At 56.8% G+C, this 21,925-nt stretch carries 19 protein-coding genes and 1 pseudogene; 8 read left to right on the forward strand and 12 right to left on the reverse strand.

What is annotated here, in order from left to right; all coding sequences use genetic code 11:
• Positions 1 to 5: 5 nt before the first annotated feature.
• From PSPTO_RS00290 to PSPTO_RS00300, 3 genes are all read left to right on the forward strand, one after another.
• A complete protein-coding gene (locus PSPTO_RS00290; RefSeq protein ID WP_011102970.1) occupies positions 6 to 1,337 on the forward strand; it encodes a three-Cys-motif partner protein TcmP in 1,332 nt (443 codons plus the stop codon).
• A gap of 86 nt (positions 1,338 to 1,423) precedes the next feature.
• Positions 1,424 to 1,867, forward strand: coding sequence for a hypothetical protein (locus tag PSPTO_RS00295; RefSeq protein ID WP_011102971.1), 444 nt, complete (start codon positions 1,424 to 1,426; stop codon positions 1,865 to 1,867).
• Between the two features lie 226 nt (positions 1,868 to 2,093).
• Positions 2,094 to 3,863, forward strand: coding sequence for a hypothetical protein (locus PSPTO_RS00300; RefSeq protein WP_011102972.1), 1,770 nt, complete (start codon positions 2,094 to 2,096; stop codon positions 3,861 to 3,863).
• 160 nt (positions 3,864 to 4,023) lie between these two features.
• Here PSPTO_RS00300 and PSPTO_RS00305 read toward each other — a convergent pair whose 3' ends face one another.
• Both PSPTO_RS00305 and PSPTO_RS30585 read right to left on the reverse strand, forming a co-directional pair.
• Complete coding sequence (locus PSPTO_RS00305; RefSeq protein ID WP_052507194.1) at positions 4,024 to 4,851, reverse strand: hypothetical protein; 828 nt, start codon at positions 4,849 to 4,851, stop codon at positions 4,024 to 4,026.
• Positions 4,852 to 5,455: 604 nt separating this feature from the next.
• Positions 5,456 to 6,385 carry a hypothetical protein gene (locus tag PSPTO_RS30585; RefSeq protein WP_159250468.1) on the reverse strand — a complete coding sequence of 310 codons (930 nt, stop codon included), beginning with the start codon at positions 6,383 to 6,385 and terminating at the stop codon, positions 5,456 to 5,458.
• Here PSPTO_RS30585 and istA point away from each other — a divergent pair.
• Together istA and istB are read left to right on the forward strand one after the other, a co-directional pair.
• Positions 6,332 to 7,354 carry an IS21-like element ISPsy4 family transposase gene (istA, locus tag PSPTO_RS00315; RefSeq protein ID WP_002551322.1) on the forward strand — a complete coding sequence of 341 codons (1,023 nt, stop codon included), beginning with the start codon at positions 6,332 to 6,334 and terminating at the stop codon, positions 7,352 to 7,354. The genes PSPTO_RS30585 and istA overlap by 54 nt on opposite strands.
• Positions 7,351 to 8,160: an IS21-like element ISPsy4 family helper ATPase IstB gene (gene istB / locus PSPTO_RS00320; protein WP_005741073.1), complete on the forward strand. Its 810-nt coding sequence runs from the start codon at positions 7,351 to 7,353 to the stop codon at positions 8,158 to 8,160. The genes istA and istB overlap by 4 nt, the downstream gene beginning before the upstream one ends.
• Positions 8,161 to 8,185: 25 nt before the next feature.
• Here istB and PSPTO_RS30590 read toward each other — a convergent pair whose 3' ends face one another.
• From PSPTO_RS30590 to PSPTO_RS00340, 4 genes are read right to left on the reverse strand one after another with little or no spacing between them, the layout of a single operon-like run.
• Positions 8,186 to 8,545 (reverse strand): TniQ family protein, encoded by a 360-nt coding sequence (locus PSPTO_RS30590; RefSeq protein WP_159229425.1) that lies wholly within the window; start codon positions 8,543 to 8,545, stop codon positions 8,186 to 8,188.
• Positions 8,503 to 9,393: a TniB family NTP-binding protein gene (locus tag PSPTO_RS00330; protein WP_011102975.1), complete on the reverse strand. Its 891-nt coding sequence runs from the start codon at positions 9,391 to 9,393 to the stop codon at positions 8,503 to 8,505. Before PSPTO_RS00330 ends, PSPTO_RS30590 begins: the two co-directional genes overlap by 43 nt.
• Positions 9,390 to 11,318, reverse strand: a complete 1,929-nt coding sequence (locus PSPTO_RS00335) for a Mu transposase C-terminal domain-containing protein (protein ID WP_044392641.1) — start codon at positions 11,316 to 11,318, stop codon at positions 9,390 to 9,392. Before PSPTO_RS00335 ends, PSPTO_RS00330 begins: the two co-directional genes overlap by 4 nt.
• Positions 11,305 to 12,000: a TnsA endonuclease N-terminal domain-containing protein gene (locus PSPTO_RS00340; RefSeq protein ID WP_223862839.1), complete on the reverse strand. Its 696-nt coding sequence runs from the start codon at positions 11,998 to 12,000 to the stop codon at positions 11,305 to 11,307. The genes PSPTO_RS00335 and PSPTO_RS00340 overlap by 14 nt, the downstream gene beginning before the upstream one ends.
• Before the next feature lie 114 nt (positions 12,001 to 12,114).
• On the opposite strand from PSPTO_RS00340, the pseudogene PSPTO_RS00345 reads away from it, so the two are divergent.
• Positions 12,115 to 12,765 (forward strand): annotated as a pseudogene (locus tag PSPTO_RS00345) (ATP-binding protein); the annotation flags it as partial.
• A 117-nt stretch (positions 12,766 to 12,882) separates the two neighbouring features.
• Positions 12,883 to 13,746 (forward strand): type III effector, encoded by an 864-nt coding sequence (locus PSPTO_RS00350; protein WP_005769591.1) that lies wholly within the window; start codon positions 12,883 to 12,885, stop codon positions 13,744 to 13,746.
• Positions 13,747 to 13,934: 188 nt separating this feature from the next.
• Here PSPTO_RS00350 and PSPTO_RS00355 read toward each other — a convergent pair whose 3' ends face one another.
• Positions 13,935 to 15,242, reverse strand: coding sequence for a CitMHS family transporter (locus PSPTO_RS00355; RefSeq protein ID WP_005769588.1), 1,308 nt, complete (start codon positions 15,240 to 15,242; stop codon positions 13,935 to 13,937).
• A gap of 299 nt (positions 15,243 to 15,541) precedes the next feature.
• Here PSPTO_RS00355 and PSPTO_RS00360 point away from each other — a divergent pair, with 299 nt between their 5' ends.
• Positions 15,542 to 15,940: a GFA family protein gene (locus PSPTO_RS00360; protein ID WP_011102978.1), complete on the forward strand. Its 399-nt coding sequence runs from the start codon at positions 15,542 to 15,544 to the stop codon at positions 15,938 to 15,940.
• Between the two features lie 226 nt (positions 15,941 to 16,166).
• Here PSPTO_RS00360 and PSPTO_RS00365 read toward each other — a convergent pair whose 3' ends face one another.
• From PSPTO_RS00365 to exbD, 5 genes are all read right to left on the reverse strand, one after another.
• Positions 16,167 to 17,564 (reverse strand): aminoacyl-tRNA deacylase and HDOD domain-containing protein, encoded by a 1,398-nt coding sequence (locus tag PSPTO_RS00365; protein WP_005769583.1) that lies wholly within the window; start codon positions 17,562 to 17,564, stop codon positions 16,167 to 16,169.
• An 86-nt stretch (positions 17,565 to 17,650) separates the two neighbouring features.
• Positions 17,651 to 19,726, reverse strand: a complete 2,076-nt coding sequence (recG, locus tag PSPTO_RS00370; RefSeq protein ID WP_011102979.1) for an ATP-dependent DNA helicase RecG — start codon at positions 19,724 to 19,726, stop codon at positions 17,651 to 17,653.
• 11 nt (positions 19,727 to 19,737) lie between these two features.
• Positions 19,738 to 20,661, reverse strand: coding sequence for a hydrogen peroxide-inducible genes activator (locus PSPTO_RS00375; protein WP_005769579.1), 924 nt, complete (start codon positions 20,659 to 20,661; stop codon positions 19,738 to 19,740).
• Between the two features lie 92 nt (positions 20,662 to 20,753).
• Positions 20,754 to 21,500: an energy transducer TonB gene (locus tag PSPTO_RS00380; RefSeq protein ID WP_005613236.1), complete on the reverse strand. Its 747-nt coding sequence runs from the start codon at positions 21,498 to 21,500 to the stop codon at positions 20,754 to 20,756.
• Positions 21,497 to 21,922, reverse strand: a complete 426-nt coding sequence (gene exbD / locus PSPTO_RS00385) for a TonB system transport protein ExbD (protein WP_005613239.1) — start codon at positions 21,920 to 21,922, stop codon at positions 21,497 to 21,499. Before exbD ends, PSPTO_RS00380 begins: the two co-directional genes overlap by 4 nt.
• Positions 21,923 to 21,925: the final 3 nt, after the last annotated feature.

The raw sequence follows: 21,925 nt of genomic DNA on the forward strand, positions 1-21,925 counted from the left end.
ACCGCATGGCCAAGGATGAAAAATATAAATGGAATATTTCCACAGGAACGTATCCCCAGATTGACCCGCACAGCAAGATAAAGCACAAAATCATTGAGGACTATATCCGCACTTACATCACAGTCGTGATGAGTAATCAGCGAATTCCCAAGATTGGGATAAATATCATAGACGGCTTCTGCGGAGGTGGTGTTTACCAAGATGATGACGGAATGGGCATCCACTACGGCTCGCCGATCATTGCCTTGGATACAGTTCGACAAACCGTTGCCGAGCTGAACATTTTAAGGCGGCAAGATCGCGAGGTTGCAGCCAACTACTACTTCGTAGACATCAAGAAAGACAACATCGATTATTTACGTGGCGTGCTTTTTGAAAGGGGGTACAGCCACCTCATTGATCAGAATGTATTTCTGCTCAAGTCGCGTTTTACCAATGCGCTTCCTGCTCTGATTAATAAAATCAAGAAATTCAAGCTTTCCGAACGAGCGCTGTTTCTGCTGGATCAATACGCGTATAAAGATGTGCCATTTTCGAGTATTCGAACCATTTTCAATGAAGTGGATAATGCTGAGGTATTATTAACATTCAACGTAGACAGTTTGATTGACTATCTGTCCGAACGAGATGAAAACCGCAAGGCACTGCAAAACATCGATCTTGAGAAATACATTCCTTGGGAAAAGCTTCCCTCATTCAAGGCCACGATGCGCCGGGAATGGCAGCACCTCATACAGAGATTTCTGGCAGAAGGTATTCTGAAAGAAAGCGGTGCGGAATTCATGACGGTCTTTTTTATTACACCCTTCGGTTCCAATCCAAGGACTTACTGGTTCATCCACCTCGCCAATAGCTATCGCGCCAATGCGGTAATGAAAGAAATCCACTGGAAGTACGGCAACCATTTTTCGCACTCCATGACGCCTGCATTGTTTGTTGGCTACGACACCAAGCGCGACATTCAGGTGACCGATCAGCGAAACCTGGGTTTCGGTGAAGAGCATTTTTTCGATGGCGTGACCGGCAAGCGGATCGAGACGGAGCTATCTGAACTTCTGCCACGCAAGATCTACGACCGGCCAACGCAGTCGTTTAGAATGATGATGAGGGGCATGGCCAACGGAACTATGGCTAACGAGAGCATCGTTCGTGAAGCGCTTCACCTGCCGATCCTGTGCAAGGACATCGAAGTCTTCGACAAGGATAGGCGAACCAAGCGCCGCAAAGGCAGCAGCATCAAGTCAACTGACATCCTGATGCCGGCCTCTCAACGCACCATGTTTTTCACTCCGTCGGTATCGGTGCCTCGCAAGGCGCAGTCAGACGCTGACGATTGATGATCGCCCAAGTAGATTCATAAAATAATTTTTCGTCCAATGCGAGTTGTTTGCGCGTGGTGGCTCGCTGATGTCAGGAGTTATTGATGGTAGGTAAAAAACTCGTTTGGGTCACTGTGGTGACTCACGTATTGATTTTTGCAGGTTGGGCGCAGGCTCAACAGCCGGCGGCAGTCGCTCAGCGCCCCGTAAGCGTACCGTATGAGGTAACTGAAGGGACGTTCCTCAATCTGACGCTGGAGCGTGTGGACCCGAACTATGTTGCGGCGATGGTGTACGAGAATGTTTACGACGACTACGAGAACGTGGCAATCGCACGAGGTAGCCGCTTGTTTGGACGTCTGATCAACAAGATCAACGACTCACACGATGTGTATTTCACACAGCTACAGCTCAGCACCGGGCAAACGCTTAGTCTTGATCCTCCACTACAAGCCACTTCCCCATTGGGCTCTGCAGGCATCACTGACTTCAAGCCAGCTGCCATTGCTGGAACCATCTGGCGACGAGATCAGGTCATGCCCCATTAATGACATTCGTTTCAAGAAGATCGGTGTTCACACCAGTTATTTCTGATGGACGAGGCTCTAGCTAGAGCCCTTTTCCCAAAGACGCGATTGCCGTGACAACAGGCCCCAGAGAGTTCACATCAGAGCGCTTGGTCCTTACACTGGATAGTGATATCAAGTAAGCAGCACATCGGTGAGCCGATGAAGCGCGGAATAGATTGAGCTGAAAGCCAGGAGAAAGCGGTCGGTGACTGAAGCAGTGACGCGTTGCAATTTTGCATACGGAAGGCCAGATCTCAGAAATCCTGATCCCAAAACTCAAGATTGGTCAGGCGACTACATTGTCTGGTGGTATGGTCCTGCGATGCGCAATAACAGGGCGATGTCAATCCCCCTAGCGGTGGTGCTGTTCCGCAGACTCAAGGACAACGTCCCAGGCGACTTTAAGGTGGCCTACATTCCGTTCACTAGCCTTCCCCATTACAGGGTCGGCACCATTTGGCGCAATGGTCGCTGCATTTCTGACACCGAGCTCGACACCGAGAGGCTTGCGGTCAACTTCAATGCAGGGAAGTGGCGGACTACCTCACGCAGAGCGCTCATCGCTTCAGGTCAAGGGCACCTCTTTGCAGATGAGGAGTATCCGCTAATCTTGGGAAACGACGATCGCTGCAAACTTCTCAACTTCTCGCTCGATGATGGTCGCAATCTGCTGATCCCGTGCACCGAATACTTTGTACGTGCCTATGCCAGAAACATGGAGATTTGCAGGGCTTTAGCCAATTTGCGCTGGAGCGATGTTTCTAACGTTCTTTTTCAGAACCCGGTAGCAGAACGTAATCTGCCAGTCTGGCTGGTTCGCCCCGGCCCGAGAATGCGTTTCTTCGATGCGGTGTTTCTGGCTCATATACTTTATGACCCACGCACAACCAGCGCTGTAAAGAGAGTGAATTCGCAGTTTATTTCCCAGTCACCGGGCAAGCCCATACTCCTCGAATGCCGACCCTGGCTCGAAGGCCCTGGTGAAATCCTCGCCCGGGGTAAATGGCTGAATGGCGGGAAAACGTTTTTGTGCTTGGATCTTATGGGAACGAACATGCCCAAAGGTCCGGAAGTTGAATTTCAGAAGCTAAAGTTCGACAGCAGCGAAGGTGTGGATGGCTTGGGAAGGCTCGTGCTGCCACGCCCAATCAAAAGCGCCGCTCTCGAAGAGTTTCTCCAAGAACGATCCACGGTTGAGCCGGATCGGCATGCCGAAATCTATGAGGCGAAAGCGGCGCCTTTTAAAGTACTCGGCGCAAAGCGCCCAGTGAAGAAAACAAAATCCGTGGTGAAGGCCAACAAAAGCCGCCTTGGGCCAGCACCACCTGAGGCAGATGGAGTTTCCGCAGGTACCGGCACGGGAAGTGGAAAGCAAGTTGGCAAGTTAGAGACGGTATCGGATGAGGAGCATGAGGCTGCGCTCGACGTGGTGCTCGAAATCCAAGGCTTTTTCATGGACATCTGGAAAGCGCTCAAGTCGATTGGCGCTGAAAATCCGAAACAGATTCTGCGCGTGGACTGGTACACACCCGTGGCGCGATTCAGCAGTAAGCCGCCCCTCGGTATTGTTGAACTCGCGGTCGAAAATGAAGAGGATCTGCCATCAGATGTGCGGTCCTGGCTGTATCTGGACCGGAGCGCTGGACTGCGACGAGGCATACTGATCGTGCGCATCAAAACCATCAAGGGCAACTATTTTTGCGTCGAGGTTCAGCGCAAGGACGGCAAAAAAGGTGAAATACCCCCCGGATCTGCCGGACTGTTGATGAAATTCAGCGAAAATGAAGAGGCGTTCAAAAATTTCGTCAACGAGCTGTGCCGAAGAATCGTTGGCTACAGAGGGGTGTTCAGCAAGCTCAACAAGCTCTACCCAGCAGACTACGTCACCTTCAACCACGGCAAACACGATAAAGAAATTCTTTACCGGAGCATCCTCATCAACAAATTCAGCGAGCTTGGGATCACGCTCAGCTAACCTGGATCTCTGTCCCGTCACTACTAGTGTCCCGCGGTGGTCAAGCGCGAGAGGATTGAGGTTTCAGCAAGCTTTTTCCAAGGAAGACCGCCATGCCTGTAAATCTCCACGTGGCAGTCAGGTCGAAAGCAAACAGCAGGTCAGCCTCCATGACTCACCATCATTCTTCTATGGTTCGCTCATAGGTGCTCGCTGATGGCACCCAGAGCACCCTTTGTGAGCATTCGATGTTGAATCCAGCAGTCCCCTGGTAGGTTGCCGGCGTATATACCAGCCCCTTGCGACTGACCCTGCCAATCCCATGGAAATAAGCCAAGGCTTTAACGATCCATCGTGACTCAAAATCGCTAGTCTCGTCGCGTTGTGGCAGCAATTCGACAAGCTCTCTCTCGCGCTTCGCTTGTTTCTGTTGCCTTGCCCACCTCGGATCCGGGCGAGAGTTCAGCCCTGCGTTGTAGACCTGATTCAAGTACCCGACGAACCCCGTGACACTTGCCACATGCCCCGGCGACTTACGCCAATAGCCGTCGAGTACTTTCTGGTCAATCATGGCGGCAGCCTTCAGTCGCGAATGATCCAGAAGGTCAGAAGCAGATCGCAAGGCGAGCCTGATGGACCGTAAACTGATGTCACCGGCCGCCAGCCGACTTTGCAACATACGGTGATAACCAGTGATCAACTGCTGAGGCCAAGACTCTCGGGGTTGCTCCATGATGCCCTGCACACGTCGGTGCTCCGAATCCTCCTCACGGGCTTGTTCGCACACCACTAATCCGTCGAACTCGCTCAGCCAGCTCATCGGCACACGAGAACGGCGCAATCCTTCGGCTGAGAAATGCCGCAGCAGCTGAGAGTACTGAGGCACACCCTGCCAGACGTTTTCGAGCTCTTTAAAGAACTTGTAATAGGTGTTGATTTTCAAGGCCGCAGCCTTGGGTCCGAGCTCAAGCAAAACCCAGTTTCCGAAACGCTCAAATCGCTGCGCCATAGATAGCACGCTTAAACCGCTGGTATTGATTGCCAGGCGCTTTTGGAAGGTTCGCTCCCAATAGCACCTCTCACATTCCTTGCCTCGCCCGGCTGGTGTGCTGACACCACAAGTCGCGCACGCAAGCACACCCTGCTCAATGCATACCTTGCAGCGCTTGCGACCATCAAGTTCCGAAATCAGTACGCGATGGCGCCGGCAATCAGGACAGGTTTCGGCAGCAGGGCCGCTGCATTTTGGGCAGAGCAATCTGCCGGTCAGCGAGTTCCTCGCTGTTCGCTGAGAAAGCGTTCCACAGGCGTCACAGATTGCCGGTTCACGAAAGTGCACTGCGCAGGGTTTGCATACAGGCCCATAGGGGGTGATCCGCCCTATCTTAAAATCGACTTTGTTGCATCGGGCACAAGAACCGCGTCTTAAACAGGCACTGCAGCGAGCGGTCTTATCGAATGTCGGGAGTCTGGCGAAATTGCCACAGGCAGGACATAGTCGACGCTTGAACAGCCGCGGGTAGCAGTTGCCGCAATAGCGCTTTTCTTGGTAAATCCTCTTAGGCTGCTCAATGGCACGGCCGCAGCCGTCGCATTCACAGCGAGCCAAATGTTCAACGGATACCACGTCGTCTGACCTTTCGTTTCAGTCGCAACCACATACGCAGCGTTTGCGCGGGGCTACTGGGATGTTCACGGTCAACACCGCTCACCAGATGATGCCTGGGCGACTGCAATGCGGCGACCAGATCCAGCAAAACTGGAGGAGAACCACTGGTGGGTAAATGCAGCGTCGAGGCTGGAAGTGACTCATGCCGTGCCGCTTCGATAAATCTTTGTGGCCCGGCTGACATTATCACCCACACGATGCTGAGCAGGACAGAGCGCTCAGCGGGAGACAGGTATTCAAGGGGCAACCCCAACGGAATCGGTTGAAGGGACTCAAGCGGTATACCTAGTGATTCGAAGAATCTTTCAGCCGCAGCGCTATGGCGACGCACTGCTGCCTGAGCAAAGCTCACCAAAGTTCGTGCAACAGTTAACCAATCGCGAAAGTCGAGTGGCGATGAGCCGTACAAGGGCCAGCGGCCAATGTTTTCGTCCACGTATATCTGGAAAGCCAGCGCAGCTTCTGCAGCGTCGCACCGAGCGCCATCGCTTAGCGCAGCACCGCACCTGTAGCAATCACTGAGCGAAGCACCGGCTCTCAGCAGCTCCGGTTGCATAGGCGCCAGACAATGCCCGCACCGCTCAATCAACTGCACCCCATGTATAGGGCAGCAGGTATGCCAGGCCAAACGCCACTGGATGAAAAAACGTGAATTGGATTGCGCAATGCAATCCGGGCAGCATTGCAGCCCTCCGCTATGATGACCGCCTCGACAACCCAGTACCGTCAGCCAAGTGTCACCGCCACTGTAAAAATGACCCCCTAACGCCAACCTAGAATTGACCCCCCTGGGTAAAACTGGCGGCTTTGAGCTGCCAATATGTTGACCCAGGAGCAGTCTGTGGAAATTAAAGTGTTGGCCCGTCAGGGCCATGGCATCAAATTCATCGCCCGTGAGCTGGGTATTTCGCGTAACACCGTGCGCAAGTACCTGCGAAAGGCCCGGTCGCTACCCAGTGACAAGGTGAGACCCGCACGTCCGTGCAAAATCGACCCCTTCAAGGACTACCTGCACGAGCGTATTGAGGCGGCGCGCCCACACTGGATTCCGGCGACCGTCCTGCTGCGTGAGATCACGGCATTGGGGTACAGCGGCGGCGTCAGTCGTCTGAAGGCTTATATTCGCCCCTTCAAACGTAAGGCAGAAGAGCCGGTGGTACGTTTCGAGACACTGCCCGGCAAGCAGATACAGGTGGACTTCACCACCATTCGACGAGGCCGTCAGCCGCTTAAGGCGTTCGTGGCGACACTTGGTTTTAGTCGAGCAAGCTTTGTCCGTTTCTCCGAGCGAGAGGACAGCGAAGCCTGGCTGACAGGGCTTCGGGAGGCGTTCGCTTACTTTGGCGGCGTGCCCGAGCAGGCATTGTTTGATAACGCCGGAACCATCATCACCGAGCGAGATGCTTTTGGGGAGGGCCAGCACCGTTGGCATCCCCGATTGGCTGCGCTGGCCGATGAGTTTGGTTTTATTCCCAAGGTCTGCCGCCCTTACCGTGCCCAGACCAAGGGCAAGGTTGAGCGCTTCAACGGGTATCTGAAGGGCAGTTTCATTACCCCGTTGGCCGCTACGCTCAAGAGTGCGGGTCTGACGCTGGATGTGGTGACGGCCAACGCACATATCGGCCAATGGCTCGACGAAGTCGCTCATCAGCGGATTCACGGCACGACGGGTGTTCAACCGGCGGTACGTCTGGCCCAAGAGCAGCAGGTACTATTACCACTGCCAACACAGAGCCTGCGCCCACAACCCGCCCAAGGCCTACGCCTGGGACGGGTCCTGCCGTACGAGAGCTTGCAGCATCCGCTGTCGGTTTATGAGCAACTGCTGGAGGTGAGAGCATGAACCTTCAACATGCTCGCCTGACAGAACTATGCAAGGGGCTAAAGCTTGAGCGCGTCGGGGTGGACTGGCCGCACCTGGCCCAACAAGCAGCAAGCGGCGAAGACAGCTTTGCCGACTTCCTCGAAAAGCTGCTGGCTGCCGAGACCGATGCCCGAAGTGAACGCTCTCGACAGGCCCTGCTGAAAACTGCCGCGCTGCCCGCTGTGAAAACGCTGGAGCAATACGACTTCGCGTTTGCCACCGGCGTCCCCCGGGCACAGCTCCAGGAGCTGGCAGCACTGAGTTTTGTTGGACGTGCCGAGAACATCGTGTTCCTGGGGCCTAGTGGTGTAGGCAAGAGCCACCTGGCTATCGCCCTGGCCTACCGGGCAGTGATGGCCGGTATCAAAACCCGCTTCGTCACGGCGGCTGACTTGATGCTGCAACTGACCGCTGCGCACCGCCAGGAACGGCTCAAGGAATACTTCAGTCGTGTGGTGATGGCCCCTGGGTTGTTGGTCATCGATGAAATCGGCTACCTGCCGTTTGGTCGTGATGAAGCCAACCTGTTCTTCAATGTTGTCGCCAAGCGCTACGAGCAAGGCAGCCTGATCCTCACGAGTAACTTGCCGTTTACCCAGTGGGCCGGAACCTTTGCGGATGATCAAACACTGACAGCGGCCATGCTGGACAGGCTGTTACATCATGCCCATATCGTGCAGATGACAGGTGAAAGCTATCGACTCAAGGACAAGCGCAAAGCAGGAACCAAATCTTCTCGGGCCGAACCGGCTCGAAAATATGAACCCGAGGGGGGTCAAAACTAAGTTGGCGATTTAGCACGGAAGGGGGTCACTTTTTAGTTGGCGTTGACAGCCAAGGCCAGCTTGCGCGCAGTAATCTGTGCGGCTGACGCACAATCGAAGTCATAACATTTTTGAGGGTAGCAGACTGCAAGCTTGCGCAGGGCACACCCGACTGCTTACTCAGAACCGCAAGCCTACTCACTGAAACAGATCGATCCAAATCACTTGCCCAAGCCCTAGTGCCAGGCCATGCGATTGCTGTCAACGCTGCTGGTGAGCAGCCGTGAGCCAGAGCCATCCTGATAATCCAGGAAGTCAGAAGCTCGTCCGTAAGCAGCGGTTTACTAAGAGGCCAGACCGGGTTTACAGAGACTGCTCCCGGATGCCACGAGTAGGACGCAACCATGACATGCTCTCGATGAGTTCTATGTCAATGCATTCCTTGCCGGAGACTATGGCCTGCTTCGAGCACTCCATCAGAAGCCGGTGTACATTCCCAAGGTTACCGCCGGAAATCGCGTGTACACGCCGAGCCTTGTCTGGATGTGCCAGCCCAGAAGGCTTTTTCAAAGGCAGTATCGACTCAAAGCCTTTGAGCATGCGCTGAAATTCGGGATCGAGCTTCCATTGATCGAGCTTGATAACATCGAAGCGACTGGCATGTTGTGGATCATGATGGAGGATGCGAACAGCATCCGTGGTTCCAACACCAATGATTGGAATCACCAGCTCGTTGCAGAGGGACTTCAAAGCGTTCATCACCTCACGCTGCTTGATTGCAGAGCCTGTGAGCAATGAATGGAACTCATCAATGATCAGCATTCTGACCTTAAGCTCGCGGAAGGAGTGAATAACCTGGTAGCGCAACGCCAACTTGGTATCCGTGATCCTGTAAGGCATCCATAGCTGTTCCAAAAGAGCCACATACAGCGCCTTCTCGTCAGCAGTCGATGGGGCCTCTGCCAAAATCAGGGGGCGGACCGGATCATCATTTTCGTCGACGTACCCTTCGCCATGCGTTTTCTGAAATCGCCTGATAACGGTCGTCTTACCGTTATTGGAATCCCCCACGATCAGCAAATTAGGCATGCGGGCTCGCTTGGGCATGACGATCAGATCATTGAGCGTGTCGAGGATTGTGCGAGCCAATGCATAACCTATCCAACGTTCCTCTCCTATGAAGAGGATCCGTTCCCGGTCGCTCAACTGCAACACTGGTCGAAAATCAGGATGGATGTGGTCGTATGTGCTCATTCGACTTCACCTGTCGATTCGACTTCCGAAAGCATAAGCAGGTCAGAATCCTCCTGCACGAGATCCAGCACCAGCTTGGCTACGGGCTTTGTGGGTTGGGCCGGTGTACCTTTCTTGCTGTGGGTACGACTCTTCTGAGCGTCTTTGCGAGCTCTCTTGCTGGTCGCAGAAGCCTCCTCGACTAGCTTTCGGTTTTCGACGGCGTACTCGGCGATCAATGCATCGTCAATGTTCCCCCGCCCTTCGCTGACAGCTTTATCCTTGGCAGCGTGATATTCCCAAAGCGTCACCGCAGGGAATGCCTGGTATGAGGCCGGTACGCGAAAATACTGCTTCAGAACAGGGTCATAGAACCAAATGACGCTGACATCCCTCGGGTCACGCCTGAAGAGCAACTTGATTGCCTTCCCGGTCGCGGGATCCTTTTGATTGATCCAATGACGCAGCGCTTCGGAATAGTAGAACAGATCCCACTGCACACCGTACGTCTGCACAGTCCTGCGAACCGATGGTAGGAAATCCAACTGGACAGCCAAAGGATCGGTGGGCCGCGCCGGCACACTGACCAGAGGATCAACCTCCCGATTGCCGAAGAACGCCAACTGCCACTTGCGAGCAGGGCTCATGTGGATCTTTTTGTGATAGGTCTGGTGGTACTTCAAAATTGATCGAACCAGCCATACCTCGAATTCCGCCATCGTGAGAACGGCTTTAGCATCCGAATCATAGCCCTCGCGTTCCTGAGGGTTACTGAAGGTAGTGCCTGGCAGCTCATGCACCATTCTCATGAAAGTGCCAAGCACCCGCTCAATTCGACCACCGTATTTTGGAACTTTGGATGGCCGGAAGACGCTGTCTATCCCGTAGTTCTTACAGGAATCCACGATGTTCTGCGCCCGGAAGTCAGCACCGTTGTCAGTATGAATTGTTCGTGGAAACCCCCAAACAGGCCATTCACCACGAATGTCGTGAGCAGCCAGCCAAGCCTCCTTGGGAAGTATTGAATGTGCGATGCACATCGCCACAGATGTCTCGGAAGGCGCCTCGAACGCCAAGTAGTAACCAACGATCATGCAGGAGTAGACGTCGATGGCGAGGGTGAGCCAAGGCCGGCCAATTGGCTTGCGATGTCGTTCGTCCACCACAATGAGGTTGACCGGGGTATGGTCGATCTGCACAACGGCCAGCGGATAGCCCTCATCCGGAAACTGTCCGACTGAAGGAGTGTGTCTGTTGTTCGCCTGCTCGGCATAACCACGCCGACGAAGCTTCACCACCTCGGGAATCTGCCTAATCCGCGCCCTGATAGCAGATGCGCCAGGAGGCTGGATATCGAGCGCTCGCGCTCTGCGCTCAATCTCCGAAATCGTGGACTGAACCGTGTACCTCTGCACCGTCAGGTAGTAATCATCCAGCACGTCCTGTACGAGCTTTTCTCCTTCGACAGAAAGACGTGTGCTGCCCTCGCGCCAACCGCGCTTGCGCGGAACAAGAGCCAGAACCTCATTCCATCGACTGTAACGATCCAGCCAACGATAAAGGGTTGCCGGGCTGATCCCGGTGGCCTTCGCACGCGCTGCCACTGTCTCTTTGGACAACACCGTGTTGCCCAATAAAGGCAGAATCGCGGAATAGCGCTTTTGCGCTATAGCCCAGGCATCCGAACTGATGCTGCTGATATCGTGGTTAACGTACAGCCCGTCCAGTTTCTCCGGATCTACAGCTCTGAGGTCGATAATTTGAAGGGCCGCACTGCGGCCCGTCTCGACCTCGGTCCCGATCACCGTTTGTAGATCTAGGATTTGAACGATCCGGTAAACCTCCTTGTCCCGGCGCACCATCGCGCCGACTTCAATGGCAACGCGTGACCGAGCAGGTTCAAACGGAACCAGGTGCTCGCTGGTGTCGTCTTCATACAGTTTCATTATCGGGGACCCACAGTTCGAGATCGTGGTTCAGAGGTTCGGTGATGTCGCAGTCGACCTGACGCGTGGCGATCAAGTGCCAAAGCAGCGACACGCCCCGGTCACGGAAAATACCATTGAAGTGCCGTGCCAGAAGGTAGTGCACTGGGGCGACTTCCATCTCACGCAGCGTCTTCAACACAGCAACGATGTCGCCTTGTTCAAAAATCATTCGCTCGAAACGTTCCAGGAACACAATGTTTTCGAGCGGGAGACCGCGAATGCGCGATTCATCATAAATGCGGAACTGCCACCCCTGGCTACGGGCCAACCGGCGAGCCTCCTTCCATTTACCTGACCAGTCTCGCCAATTTTCTACCCATTGCTCCCTCGGCTTGACCTCCACCAGCAGCGGTTGCATTGCGCCGAAATAGGGCAGGTGCTGCTGGTGATAGAAAACAAGGTAATCAGGAGTGTAGATCTGGGGACGGCCCAAAGAGTCGGTGAAAGGAACCTCAACCGGTTGGGAGATAACCGACTCGACCTGGTGAGAGAACCGCATCCGTTTCAAAAAATCCCTTTCCAACGACGATTCGAAAGCAACACCACCGAGCCCCTTGAAAGCCATCACTCCTGAAATGCTACGGCGAGTCGGCTTGATCTTCCGGACCGGTTTAATTTGGTCGCATTTATTTCCGATCATTTTTTATCTGGTCTCATTTATTACCGACATTCTTCTCAGTAATTTCAGAAGCGTTTTATGGCCAACAAAGGCCTCTAGCCTAGCCCTTTCTCAGTTATTTCGAAAGCCGACAGCGGCAGTCGTCCGCAACCGGGCGAGATCACCCTCGCCCATCACGGCGTTCTATTTCTTGATGAGCTGCCGGAGTTTGATCGCCGTGTGCTGGAGGTTCTGCGTGAGCCGCTGGAGTCCGGGCATATCGTGATTTCCCGTGCACGGGATCGCGTGCGCTTTCCGGCGCGGTTTCAGTTGGTGGCGGCGATGAACCCGTGCCCCTGTGGATATCTCGGTGAGCCGACCGGGCGCTGTCGTTGTTCCACCGAGCAGGTGCAGCGCTATCGCAACAAGCTGTCCGGGCCGTTGCTGGACCGGATTGACCTGCACCTGACGGTCGCCCGCGAGGCTACGGCGCTCAACCCTGACCCGACCACCAGCGAAAACACCGCCAGCGCTGCCGCAGTGGTTGCGCAGGCTCGCGCACGCCAGCAGCAACGTCAGGGCTGCGCCAATGCGTTTCTCGATCTGCCGGGGCTGCGCCAATATTGCGCGCTGTCGAGCACCGACGAACGCTGGCTGGAAACGGCCTGCGAGCGCCTGACGTTGTCGCTGCGCTCAGCTCATCGACTGCTGAAAGTGGCGCGCACGCTGGCGGATCTGGAGCAGGTGGACGCGATCACTCGCAGCCATCTGGCCGAGGCGTTGCAGTATCGGCCTTCGAGTAATTGAGCACCCTCAGACGTAAAACTCGCCACCCACGATCAAGGCGGCGACGAGCCTTTATATATCCGTGAGGAACTCATCACCGCGAATCGCCACTCAGCAGCGATAAAGGGAGATTACTCAATGAACATTACGCCGCTCACGTCAGCCGCGGGCAAGGGCTCGTCCGCACAAGGCACAGACAAAATTTCCATTCCCAACTCCACGCGCATGATCAATGCCGCTTCAATCAAGTGGTTGAATAAGGTGCGTAGCGCCATCAGTGACCACATCCGCACCAGCATCGAGAAAGGGAAACTGTTCGAGCTCGCCTCCTTGGGCAGCAACATGTTCGGTGTCCCGGCTCTTTCAGCGCGCCCCTCGACGCTCCAACCTGTGTTGGCGTTTGAGGCTGACCCCAATCACGACCTGAACCTTGTCAGGGTCTATATGCAGGACAGCGCCGGCAAGCTCACTCCCTGGGACCCGACGCCCAACGCGGTCACGACGACGTCGAATCCATCAGAGCCTGATGCGCAGAGCGATACGGCTTCGTCATCATTACCTCGGCGGCCTCCCGCAGGCTCGGTGCTGAGTTTGCTGGGCATTGCGCTGGATCACGCGCAACGCCACAGTCCTCGCGCGGACAGGTCTGCCAAGGGACGACCTGGCCGAGAGGAGAGGAACGGGGCAAGGTTCAATGCCAAGCAAACAAAGCCGACAGAGGCTGAAGCCTACGGTGATCATCAGACACCCAATCCTGATTTGCACAGGCAAAAAGAGACAGCTCAACGCGTTGCTGAAAGCATCAACAGCATGCGAGAGCAGCAAAATGGAATGCAACGCGCCGAAGGGCTTCTCAGAGCCAAAGAAGCGTTGCAAGCTCGGGAAGCCGCGCGCAAGCAGCTTCTGGACGTGCTCGAGGCCATCCAGGCTGGCCGTGAAGACTCCACCGACAAGAAGATCAGCGCCACTGAAAAGAACGCCACGGGCATCAACTACCAGTGAGCTGGCAGCGATAAAGGCGGCTGAACGTAGCGCGTGCCCTGGCGGATCTGGAGCAAGTGGAGGCGATCACTCGTAGTCATCCGGCCGAGGCGTTGCAGCATCGGCCTTCAAGTATTCGAACACCTCAAACGCAAAACTCGCCGTCAACGTTCAAGTCGACGGCGAGCTTTTGTGAGCGCTTGCGAGGCTTACATGCTGCTATAGAACGGGAAGATACCCATCAGCAGCGCCGCAACCAGGATGCACATGCACACCAGAACCGCCCATTTCAGAGTGAAGCGCTGGTGGTCGCCGAACTCGATACCGGCCAGCGCAACCAGCAGGTAAGTCGATGGCACCAGCGGGCTGAGCAGGTGAACCGGCTGACCGACGATCGAAGCGCGGGCCATTTCGACCGGGCTGATGCCGTAGTGGGCAGCGGCTTCCGACAGCACCGGCAATACGCCGTAGTAGAACGCATCGTTAGACATGAAGAAGGTGAACGGCATGCTGACCAGCGCGGTGATGACGGCGAGGTAAGGGCCCAGCGCGTCCGGGATCACTGCCAGCAGGCTTTTCGACATCGCATCGACCATGCCGGTGCCGGTCAGAATACCGGTGAAGATACCCGCCGCGAAGATCAGGCCGACCACCGCCAGAACGCTACCGGCGTGAGCCGAAACACGGTCTTTCTGGTCCTGCAGGTTCGGGTAGTTGATGATCATCGCGATACTGAACGCGATCATGAACAGGACCGGCAGTGGCAACAGGCCCATGATCAGGGCGACCATCAGTGCGAGGGTCAGTGCGCCGTTGAACCAGATCAGTTTTGGACGGCGGGCATCCGGGAACTGCGAGACGCTGATTTCGCTGTGATCGACTTCATCGCCTTTAAGATGCAGTTCGCCAAGACGAGCGCGTTCGCGTTTGCCGTAGAAGTAGGCAATTGCCAGAATCGCAACCACACCGGCCAGCATGGCGGGGATCATCGGTACGAAGATATCCGATGCATCGACATGCAGGGCGCTGGCCGCACGAGCGGTCGGGCCGCCCCAGGGCGTCATGTTCATCACGCCACCGGCCAGAATGATCAGACCGGCCATGATCCGCGGGCTCATGCCAACGCGACTGTACAGCGGCAGCATGGCGGCCACGCAGATCATGTAGGTGGTTGCGCCGTCACCGTCGAGGGACACCACCAGCGCCAGCACGGCAGTACCGACCGAGATGCGCACCGGGTCGCCTTTGACCATTTTCAGGATCTTGCGCACGGCCGGGTCGAACAGGCCGGAGTCGATCATCAGCGCAAAGTACAGAATGGCGAACATCAGCATCACGCCGGTCGGCGCAAGCTTGGTAATACCAGCGAGCATCATCGGGCCGATCTGCGCGGCAAAGCCGCCGAACAGGGCGAAGATGATCGGGACCAGAATCAGGGCGATCAGCGCAGTCAGGCGCTTGCTCATGATCAGGTACATGAACGCAATGACCATGGCAAAGCCAAGGAAAGTCAGCATGGGAGTACTCCAGACGTAATACGGCTACAAAACGATGAAATGAACGAGTCAGCTCAGCGGGAGCGGTACGTGGAGTGGGGGCGCAAGAGGGGTGCACATCAAGAAATCAGCAAGCATCGGAATCACCATTATTGTTGTTAATTGGGCCTGAAACACGTTGGAGTCCGTTCCTGGCTACCCGGTCTTTTTGCCGGAAGTGAAGCGATGCTAATGGCCCAAGCTTTCACCGACCTTTCAATCGGCAGTTGCGCAAATTTTATTGTCACAAGGGTTATGGCCCATGAACGAGAGCAATGCGGATGAGCGAGATACACGCAGGTGGCTGTCATTGCGGCAGGCTTCGCTATCAGTTCGATGCGCCGCTGAAGGACATCGCGCACTGTCACTGCTCCATCTGCTGGCGCACCTCGGGCGCAACCGTCGTGACCTGGATCAGCGTGCCGCTGGCCTCATTCAAATGGCTGACAGGAAGCCCGGCCGCTTACGATTCTGCTGCAACCTGCGTGCGCTATTTCTGCGGCAACTGCGGCGCCCATATGGCACTGTTCACCCGCAACAGCCCGAACGAAATGGACGTGACCATCGCAACGCTAGATCAGCCCGAACTGGCCGTGCCGTCTCGCCATATCTGGATAGAGAACAGATTGCCATGGCTGCATCTGGATGAGGATTTGCCGGGGGATGAAGGTGAGCCCTGACGTTCAGCTTTACACAGTTCTGGTTTGATTCTGGCCAAAAGCTGAAGGAGTGGCCTGAGCGACTCGGTGCACCAGAAACAACCCGGGTGGCCGGTTTCAGGGCCGCTTCGCAGCCCATCGCAGCCGTCGTAAGCTCCTGAGGCTCCGACGCTCTACGGGCAGAAACACCGTTTTCAAGCGCCTCAGGAGTGGTGGATAACGTCGGCACTGCCCAGCAGGCCACCATCTACTTACTGAACTGCGACGCCAGCTCGCGCAGCAAGACCTCTGCCTCCAGCACTTTTTTCACTGATTCATTGGCTTTTTCGCGGCTCAGGCCCAGTCGGTCGAACAGCTCGTCCGGGATCTCCTGTTCCGGCCCGGCACCTACGCCGTTCGCCCGCAACAGGCGTACCGCCAGGTACACCAGGTTGGCGTAGGCATAATGCTCGCCGGCGTAGTGCGGGTCGTGCTGAAAGCGCAGCGCGGTGGAGAGTTCGTCCGGCATGTCCCAGTAACGCATCAGCCAGGCACCGATCTGCTCACGGCTGATGCCCAGCAAGTGATGCTCAATGTAACTGTGGTGCAGGTGCGGATTGACTTCGAGCTGTCGGCAGATCAGCGTGAAGTGCGGCGGGAACACGTGAGCCAGCAGCAGATAACCGAAGTTGTGCAACAGGCCGGCGAGGTAGCTCAGACCACCTTCAGGGCGTTTGGCGCGCGGTATGGCGCGGGTCAGGCCTTCGATGACCGCTGCGGTGTAGATCGATTGCTGCCAGTAAGGCGTGGTCTGTTGCGGCTGATCCTTGGGCAGGCTGAGGGTCTTGCCCAACGCCAGGCCCAGCGCCAGGTTGATGACCAGATCGAAACCCAGCACGCGAACGATGGCATCTTCGACCGAGCGAATCTTGCCGGTCGATGCGTAGTACGGCGATGCCGCCCAGCTGACGACCTGTGCCGCCAGTGCAGGGTCGGTTTCGACCACGCCGGTGATGTCGTCGATGGTTGCATCAGGATCGACCCGCAGCTTGATGATCTTCTGTGCGGTGCCGGCCAGCGGCGGGATCTCCAGAGTCGCTTCCAGTCGCTGCTGGATGCGGCGCGCCGTGAAGGCGCGCATGGCCTGGGTAATTTCTGCCGGATCATCATCAGGACGATCAAGGTTCGGATGGATCGCTGCCACGGACTGGCCGAAGTGCGCAGCGCTGGCCTTGCTCAACATGCCTTTGAAATCGTCACTGCTGATTTCCAGCAGCAGGCCCGCTTCGCCCGAACCCACAAGCAGTGTCGGCTCTTGCAGCAGGCGATCGTCGTAAAGGCACGGTGAACTGGTCAACGCAGGAAGACCCGGCAACACCTGCAGGCTGTGTTTGGTGAGCATGCGCGCCAGCCGATCATGGGGCACGGCAGTCAGTTGGCGTCCGGTCAGCTCGGTGATGCGGCTCAGGTCGAGCAATTGGCTCTGCGGGAACAGGATAAGCAAGGCGCCGACAGCGTCTTCAACCAGCACAGCCTGAACCTTGCGCGCCGGAGGCAGACTTTTGTCGTCCATGACTTCGTTATAGCTGATGGCCAATTTTTCAAGCAACTGCCGAATCACGGGCGGTGCATGGTGAGAATCATTGACGTGGGCAACTTCTGTCATGGGCTTTGTCCAAATTCCTACATTTTTTGAAGTATAACCACGTTATTCGTTTTCGGTCGCACGCGGTTTCCAAAGCGTAGCCTGCATCACACCTGGCCATACTGCTGGCCATGACGAAGCCATCGGTCCAGTAGCGGGCTGACATGTTGCGGCCAACGCTCGAGCAGCGCCTGCGCTGCGTCGCGTACGGCCGGGAGCAGGTCGGCGTCGCGCATCAGGTCGGCGACCTTGAATTGCAGCAGGCCCGTTTGTCGGGTTCCGAGCATTTCACCAGGACCGCGCAGTTCGAGGTCTTTTTCCGCGATGATAAAACCGTCATTGGTCTCGCGCATGATGCCCAGCCGTTGCCGCCCGATCTGTGAAAGTGGCGGGTGATACAGCAACACGCAGTGACTGACGGCACTGCCGCGTCCGACGCGTCCACGCAACTGGTGCAGTTGAGCCAAGCCGAGACGCTCGGGGTTTTCGATGATCATCAGGCTGGAATTCGGCACGTCGACACCGACCTCGATCACCGTGGTCGCCACCAGCAATTGCAGCGCGCCCTGCTTGAATTCAGCCATGATCGCGGCTTTTTCTGCATGCTTCATGCGCCCGTGGATCAACCCGACGCGAACCTCACCCAGAGCACTGGTGAGTTCTTCGTACGTCGTTTCAGCAGCCTTGCAGGTCAGTTCTTCGGACTCTTCGATCAGCGTGCAGACCCAATACGCCTGGCGCCCCTCGGCGCAGGCGGCGCGGACGCGTTCGACGACTTCCAGGCGGCGGCTGTCGGCGACCAGCACCGTATTGACCGGCGTTCGGCCGGGCGGCAGTTCGTCGAGAATCGAGGTGTCCAGGTCAGCGTAGGCGCTCATGGCCAGCGTGCGCGGGATGGGCGTGGCAGTCATGATCAACTGGTGTGGGCACATCAGGCCGCCAATACCCTTCTTGCGCAGCGCCAGACGCTGCTGAACACCGAATCGGTGCTGCTCGTCGATGATCACCAGTGCCAGATTCTTGAACTGCACTTCGTCCTGAAACAAGGCGTGAGTGCCGACCACCATGGGGGTGCCCGTAGCAATCTGCTCAAGCGAGGTCACACGCGCTTTACCCTTGAGCTTGCCGGCAAGCCACGCCACATCCACGCCAAGTGGTTCGAGCCAGCGCTGAAAGTTGATGTAATGCTGCTCGGCCAGAATCTCGGTCGGCGCCATCAGCGCCACTTGATAACCCGCTTCCAGTGCCTGCAGCGCAGCCAATGCGGCGACCACGGTCTTGCCAGAACCGACATCACCCTGAATCAAGCGCAGCATCGGTTCGGGCTGGCTCAGGTCGTAGGCCACTTCCTTGCCGACACGCTGCTGCGCGCCAGTGGGCGCAAAACCCAGGTTGGCGAGAAATTGTTTCGGCAGTTTTTTCGCAACGGGCAGTGCGGGTGCACGCTGTGAACGCAGGCTTTCGCGCAGCCGTTGCTGAGAAAGCTGATGGGTCAGCAGCTCTTCAAAGGCCAGACGGTGCTGCGCCCAGTGATGCCCGAGCGCCAGTTCGTCCACGTCGGCGTCAGCGGGTGGATGATGCAGGTAGCGAATCGCGTCATCCAGCGGGGCCAGTTGATAGTCGCGGGCCAGTTCTTCCGGCAGCCAGTCCGGCAGGCTTTTCGGGCCAAGCATCGCCAGGCTCTGCTGACACAACTGGCGCAGACGCTGCTGAGTGAGGCCTTCGGTCGTGGGGTAGATCGGCGTGAGGGTCTGCTCGACCGGTGGCGGCTCATCGCCGGTGATCGCACGGTATTCCGGGTGGTAGATTTCCAGCCCGGAAGCACCGGGGCGCGCTTCACCGAAACAACGCAGGTGCGTGCCGCGCTTCATGCTTTCTTTCTGGGCATTGCTGAAGTGGTAAAAACGCAGACTGACGACACCGGTGCCGTCGCCAAGTCGCACCAACAGGCTGCGCCGCTTGCCCATCACCACATCGGCACCGCTCACGACGCCTTCGATCACCGCATCCTGACCGGGGCTCAACGCACCTATAGGTACGATGCGAGTCCGGTCCTGATAGCGCAGCGGTAGATGAAACAACACGTCCTGCAGATTTTCCAGACCAACCTTGGCCAGCTTTTCTGCCATCGCTTCACCGACACCTTTGAGTGCCGTGACCGATACCCTGGAAAGCTCGCTCATCTCTCTACTGCCTAGCTCGCGACGTTTTTCGGACGCGCAACCGAGCACAGACGTGCAGAGTCAGCGAGAATCTCGATAGCCTTCGGCCTTGGGAAGCTGGCACGCCACGCGATGGCGACCGTACGAAACGGCACGGGTGGCGTCAGCGGGCGGACTTCGATTACACCGGGCGCATAGTGATGGCTGTCGACTGCCGACAACGGCAGGATCGAGATACCCAATCCGGAAGCGACCATATGGCGAATGGTTTCCAGCGAGCTGGACTCGACCGTCGTATGCCGGGCGCCTTCGTTGCCTTTACCCAGCGTAGGGCAGGCTTCCAGCACCTGGTCACGGAAGCAGTGGCCTTCGCCCAACAGCAACAGGCTCTTGTCATTGAGGGCCGAGGCATCGATGGTCTCTTTTTGAGTCCACGGATGGCCAGCAGGCATCAGGACAGAGAACGGCTCGTCGTACAGCGGCAGGGTCAGCACATCGGCTTCGTTGAACGGCAAGGCGATGATCACCGCATCCAGCTCGCCGTTACGCAGTTTGTCGCGCAGCACGTGGGTGAAGTTTTCCTCGATGTACAACGGCATCTGCGGGGCGACCCGGTGCAGTTGTGGAATCAGGTGAGGAAACAGGTAAGGGCCCACTGTATAGATCGCACCGACTTTCAGCGGAGCGGTCAGTTGATTCTTGCCTGCCTGGGCCAGCTCACGGATACCTTGAGCCTGCTCCAGTACTTTCTGGGCCTGGGCAACAATGCCTTCACCGACCGGAGTCAGGCGCACTGCGCTCTTGCTGCGCTCGAAAATAAGCACACCCAGTTCGTCTTCGAGTTTTTTGACGCCCACCGACAGCGTTGGCTGGCTGACGTGGCAGCGTTCGGCCGCATGACCAAAGTGCTGCTCTTGGGCGAGCGTAACGATGTAGCGCAATTCTGTAAGAGTCATAACGTGCGTCCATGAAGTTGCTACCCCAGCATAGCGGGTGCGATCGATAGACGCACGTTATCAGAAGCACTCATGAGTAACAAAAGTGCAATTCAGCGTTTATCCAGCGAATAAACGAACGGTGCGAGGATTTCAATGGTGCCGTTGTTGAGAATTTCCTTCGGCGGCTTGGGCAATGGTTGCGCACGACGGATCATTTCCATCGTTGCCCGATCCAGTGCCGGGCTGCCCGAGCTGTTGGCAATCGAGTAGGACAGTACGTTGCCATCAGCGTCCACGACGAACCGCAAACGGGCAACACCCTGCATACCGCGACGGCGAGCGTCTTCGGGATACTTCTTGTACTTGCCCAGATGACTCAGCAGGTCGCCCTGCCAGCTAGGCAATGCGGTGCTGGGCGGCGAAGGCGTAGGCGCTGGTGCCGGAGCAGCCGATTTTTCCGGTTTGGCTGTACTCGGCGGAGTATCGACCGGCTTTTCGTCAGCAGGCTTTTCCTGAGGTGGCTCAGGCTTCTTCTGCGGCTTGGGCGGCTGCGGTTTTGGCTTGGGCTTCTCGACCTTCTTGGGCACCACGATTTCCGGCTTCGGCGCTTGCGCGACTTCCGGCATGGGAACCTGCTCTTCGGGCGCGGGCGGCTGCGGCGGCTGAACAACCTTTGGCGGTGGCGGCGGCGCTGGCTCGGGCAATGGCGCAAGCTCGACCATCATCGCTGCCGGCGGCAACTCGATCGCCTGAGAGGCGGGCCAGCGAACGGCAACAATGATTGCGATAGCGTGCACGGCCAGCACCAACAACAGACTACCGCTATAGCGCGTCAGTTTCTGGCGCGTACTGATCATTTCTTACCAACCGTCTCAAGCCCGACCAGCCCGACCTTCAGGTAACCGGCACCGCGAAGCGTGTTCATGACGTCCATCAGGTCGCCGTAATCCACACCCTTGTCGGCCTGGAAGAAGATCGTCGTGTCCTTCTTGCCCTTGGTGCGGGCGTCCAGAACCTGGCCAATCTGCTCGCGGGCCACCTTCTCTTCGCCCAGATACAGGCTTTTGTCGGTCTTGACGCTGAGGAAGATCGGCTTCTCGGGCCTGGGTTGCGGCGTGGCGGTGGAAGCCGGCAGATCGACCTTGATGTCTACGGTGGCCAACGGCGCGGCCACCATGAAGATGATCAACAGCACCAGCATGACGTCGATGAACGGCGTCACGTTGATTTCATGGTTCTCGGCGAGATCATCGCCGCCCTCGTTAAGATGCAGGCCCACGTG

Source organism: Pseudomonas syringae pv. tomato str. DC3000 (genome assembly GCF_000007805.1).
Classification (GTDB): Bacteria; Pseudomonadota; Gammaproteobacteria; order Pseudomonadales; family Pseudomonadaceae; genus Aquipseudomonas; species Aquipseudomonas avellanae.

Excerpts from the sequence above, each read along its gene's own strand:
- PSPTO_RS00290 (WP_011102970.1), top strand. The coding sequence starts at position 6 with ATGGCCAAGGATGAAAAATATAAATGGAATATTTCCACAGGAACGTAT.
- PSPTO_RS00295 (WP_011102971.1), top strand. The coding sequence starts at position 1,424 with ATGGTAGGTAAAAAACTCGTTTGGGTCACTGTGGTGACTCACGTATTG.
- PSPTO_RS00305 (WP_052507194.1), bottom strand. The coding sequence starts at position 4,851 with ATGGCGCAGCGATTTGAGCGTTTCGGAAACTGGGTTTTGCTTGAGCTC.
- istA (WP_002551322.1), top strand. The coding sequence starts at position 6,332 with ATGTTGACCCAGGAGCAGTCTGTGGAAATTAAAGTGTTGGCCCGTCAG.
- PSPTO_RS30585 (WP_159250468.1), bottom strand. The coding sequence starts at position 6,385 with ATGGCCCTGACGGGCCAACACTTTAATTTCCACAGACTGCTCCTGGGT.
- istB (WP_005741073.1), top strand. The coding sequence starts at position 7,351 with ATGAACCTTCAACATGCTCGCCTGACAGAACTATGCAAGGGGCTAAAG.
- PSPTO_RS30590 (WP_159229425.1), bottom strand. The coding sequence starts at position 8,545 with ATGGTTGCGTCCTACTCGTGGCATCCGGGAGCAGTCTCTGTAAACCCG.
- PSPTO_RS00330 (WP_011102975.1), bottom strand. The coding sequence starts at position 9,393 with ATGAGCACATACGACCACATCCATCCTGATTTTCGACCAGTGTTGCAG.
- PSPTO_RS00335 (WP_044392641.1), bottom strand. The coding sequence starts at position 11,318 with ATGAAACTGTATGAAGACGACACCAGCGAGCACCTGGTTCCGTTTGAA.
- PSPTO_RS00340 (WP_223862839.1), bottom strand. The coding sequence starts at position 12,000 with ATGATCGGAAATAAATGCGACCAAATTAAACCGGTCCGGAAGATCAAG.
- PSPTO_RS00350 (WP_005769591.1), top strand. The coding sequence starts at position 12,883 with ATGAACATTACGCCGCTCACGTCAGCCGCGGGCAAGGGCTCGTCCGCA.
- PSPTO_RS00355 (WP_005769588.1), bottom strand. The coding sequence starts at position 15,242 with ATGCTGACTTTCCTTGGCTTTGCCATGGTCATTGCGTTCATGTACCTG.
- PSPTO_RS00360 (WP_011102978.1), top strand. The coding sequence starts at position 15,542 with ATGAGCGAGATACACGCAGGTGGCTGTCATTGCGGCAGGCTTCGCTAT.
- PSPTO_RS00365 (WP_005769583.1), bottom strand. The coding sequence starts at position 17,564 with ATGACAGAAGTTGCCCACGTCAATGATTCTCACCATGCACCGCCCGTG.
- recG (WP_011102979.1), bottom strand. The coding sequence starts at position 19,726 with ATGAGCGAGCTTTCCAGGGTATCGGTCACGGCACTCAAAGGTGTCGGT.
- PSPTO_RS00375 (WP_005769579.1), bottom strand. The coding sequence starts at position 20,661 with ATGACTCTTACAGAATTGCGCTACATCGTTACGCTCGCCCAAGAGCAG.
- PSPTO_RS00380 (WP_005613236.1), bottom strand. The coding sequence starts at position 21,500 with ATGATCAGTACGCGCCAGAAACTGACGCGCTATAGCGGTAGTCTGTTG.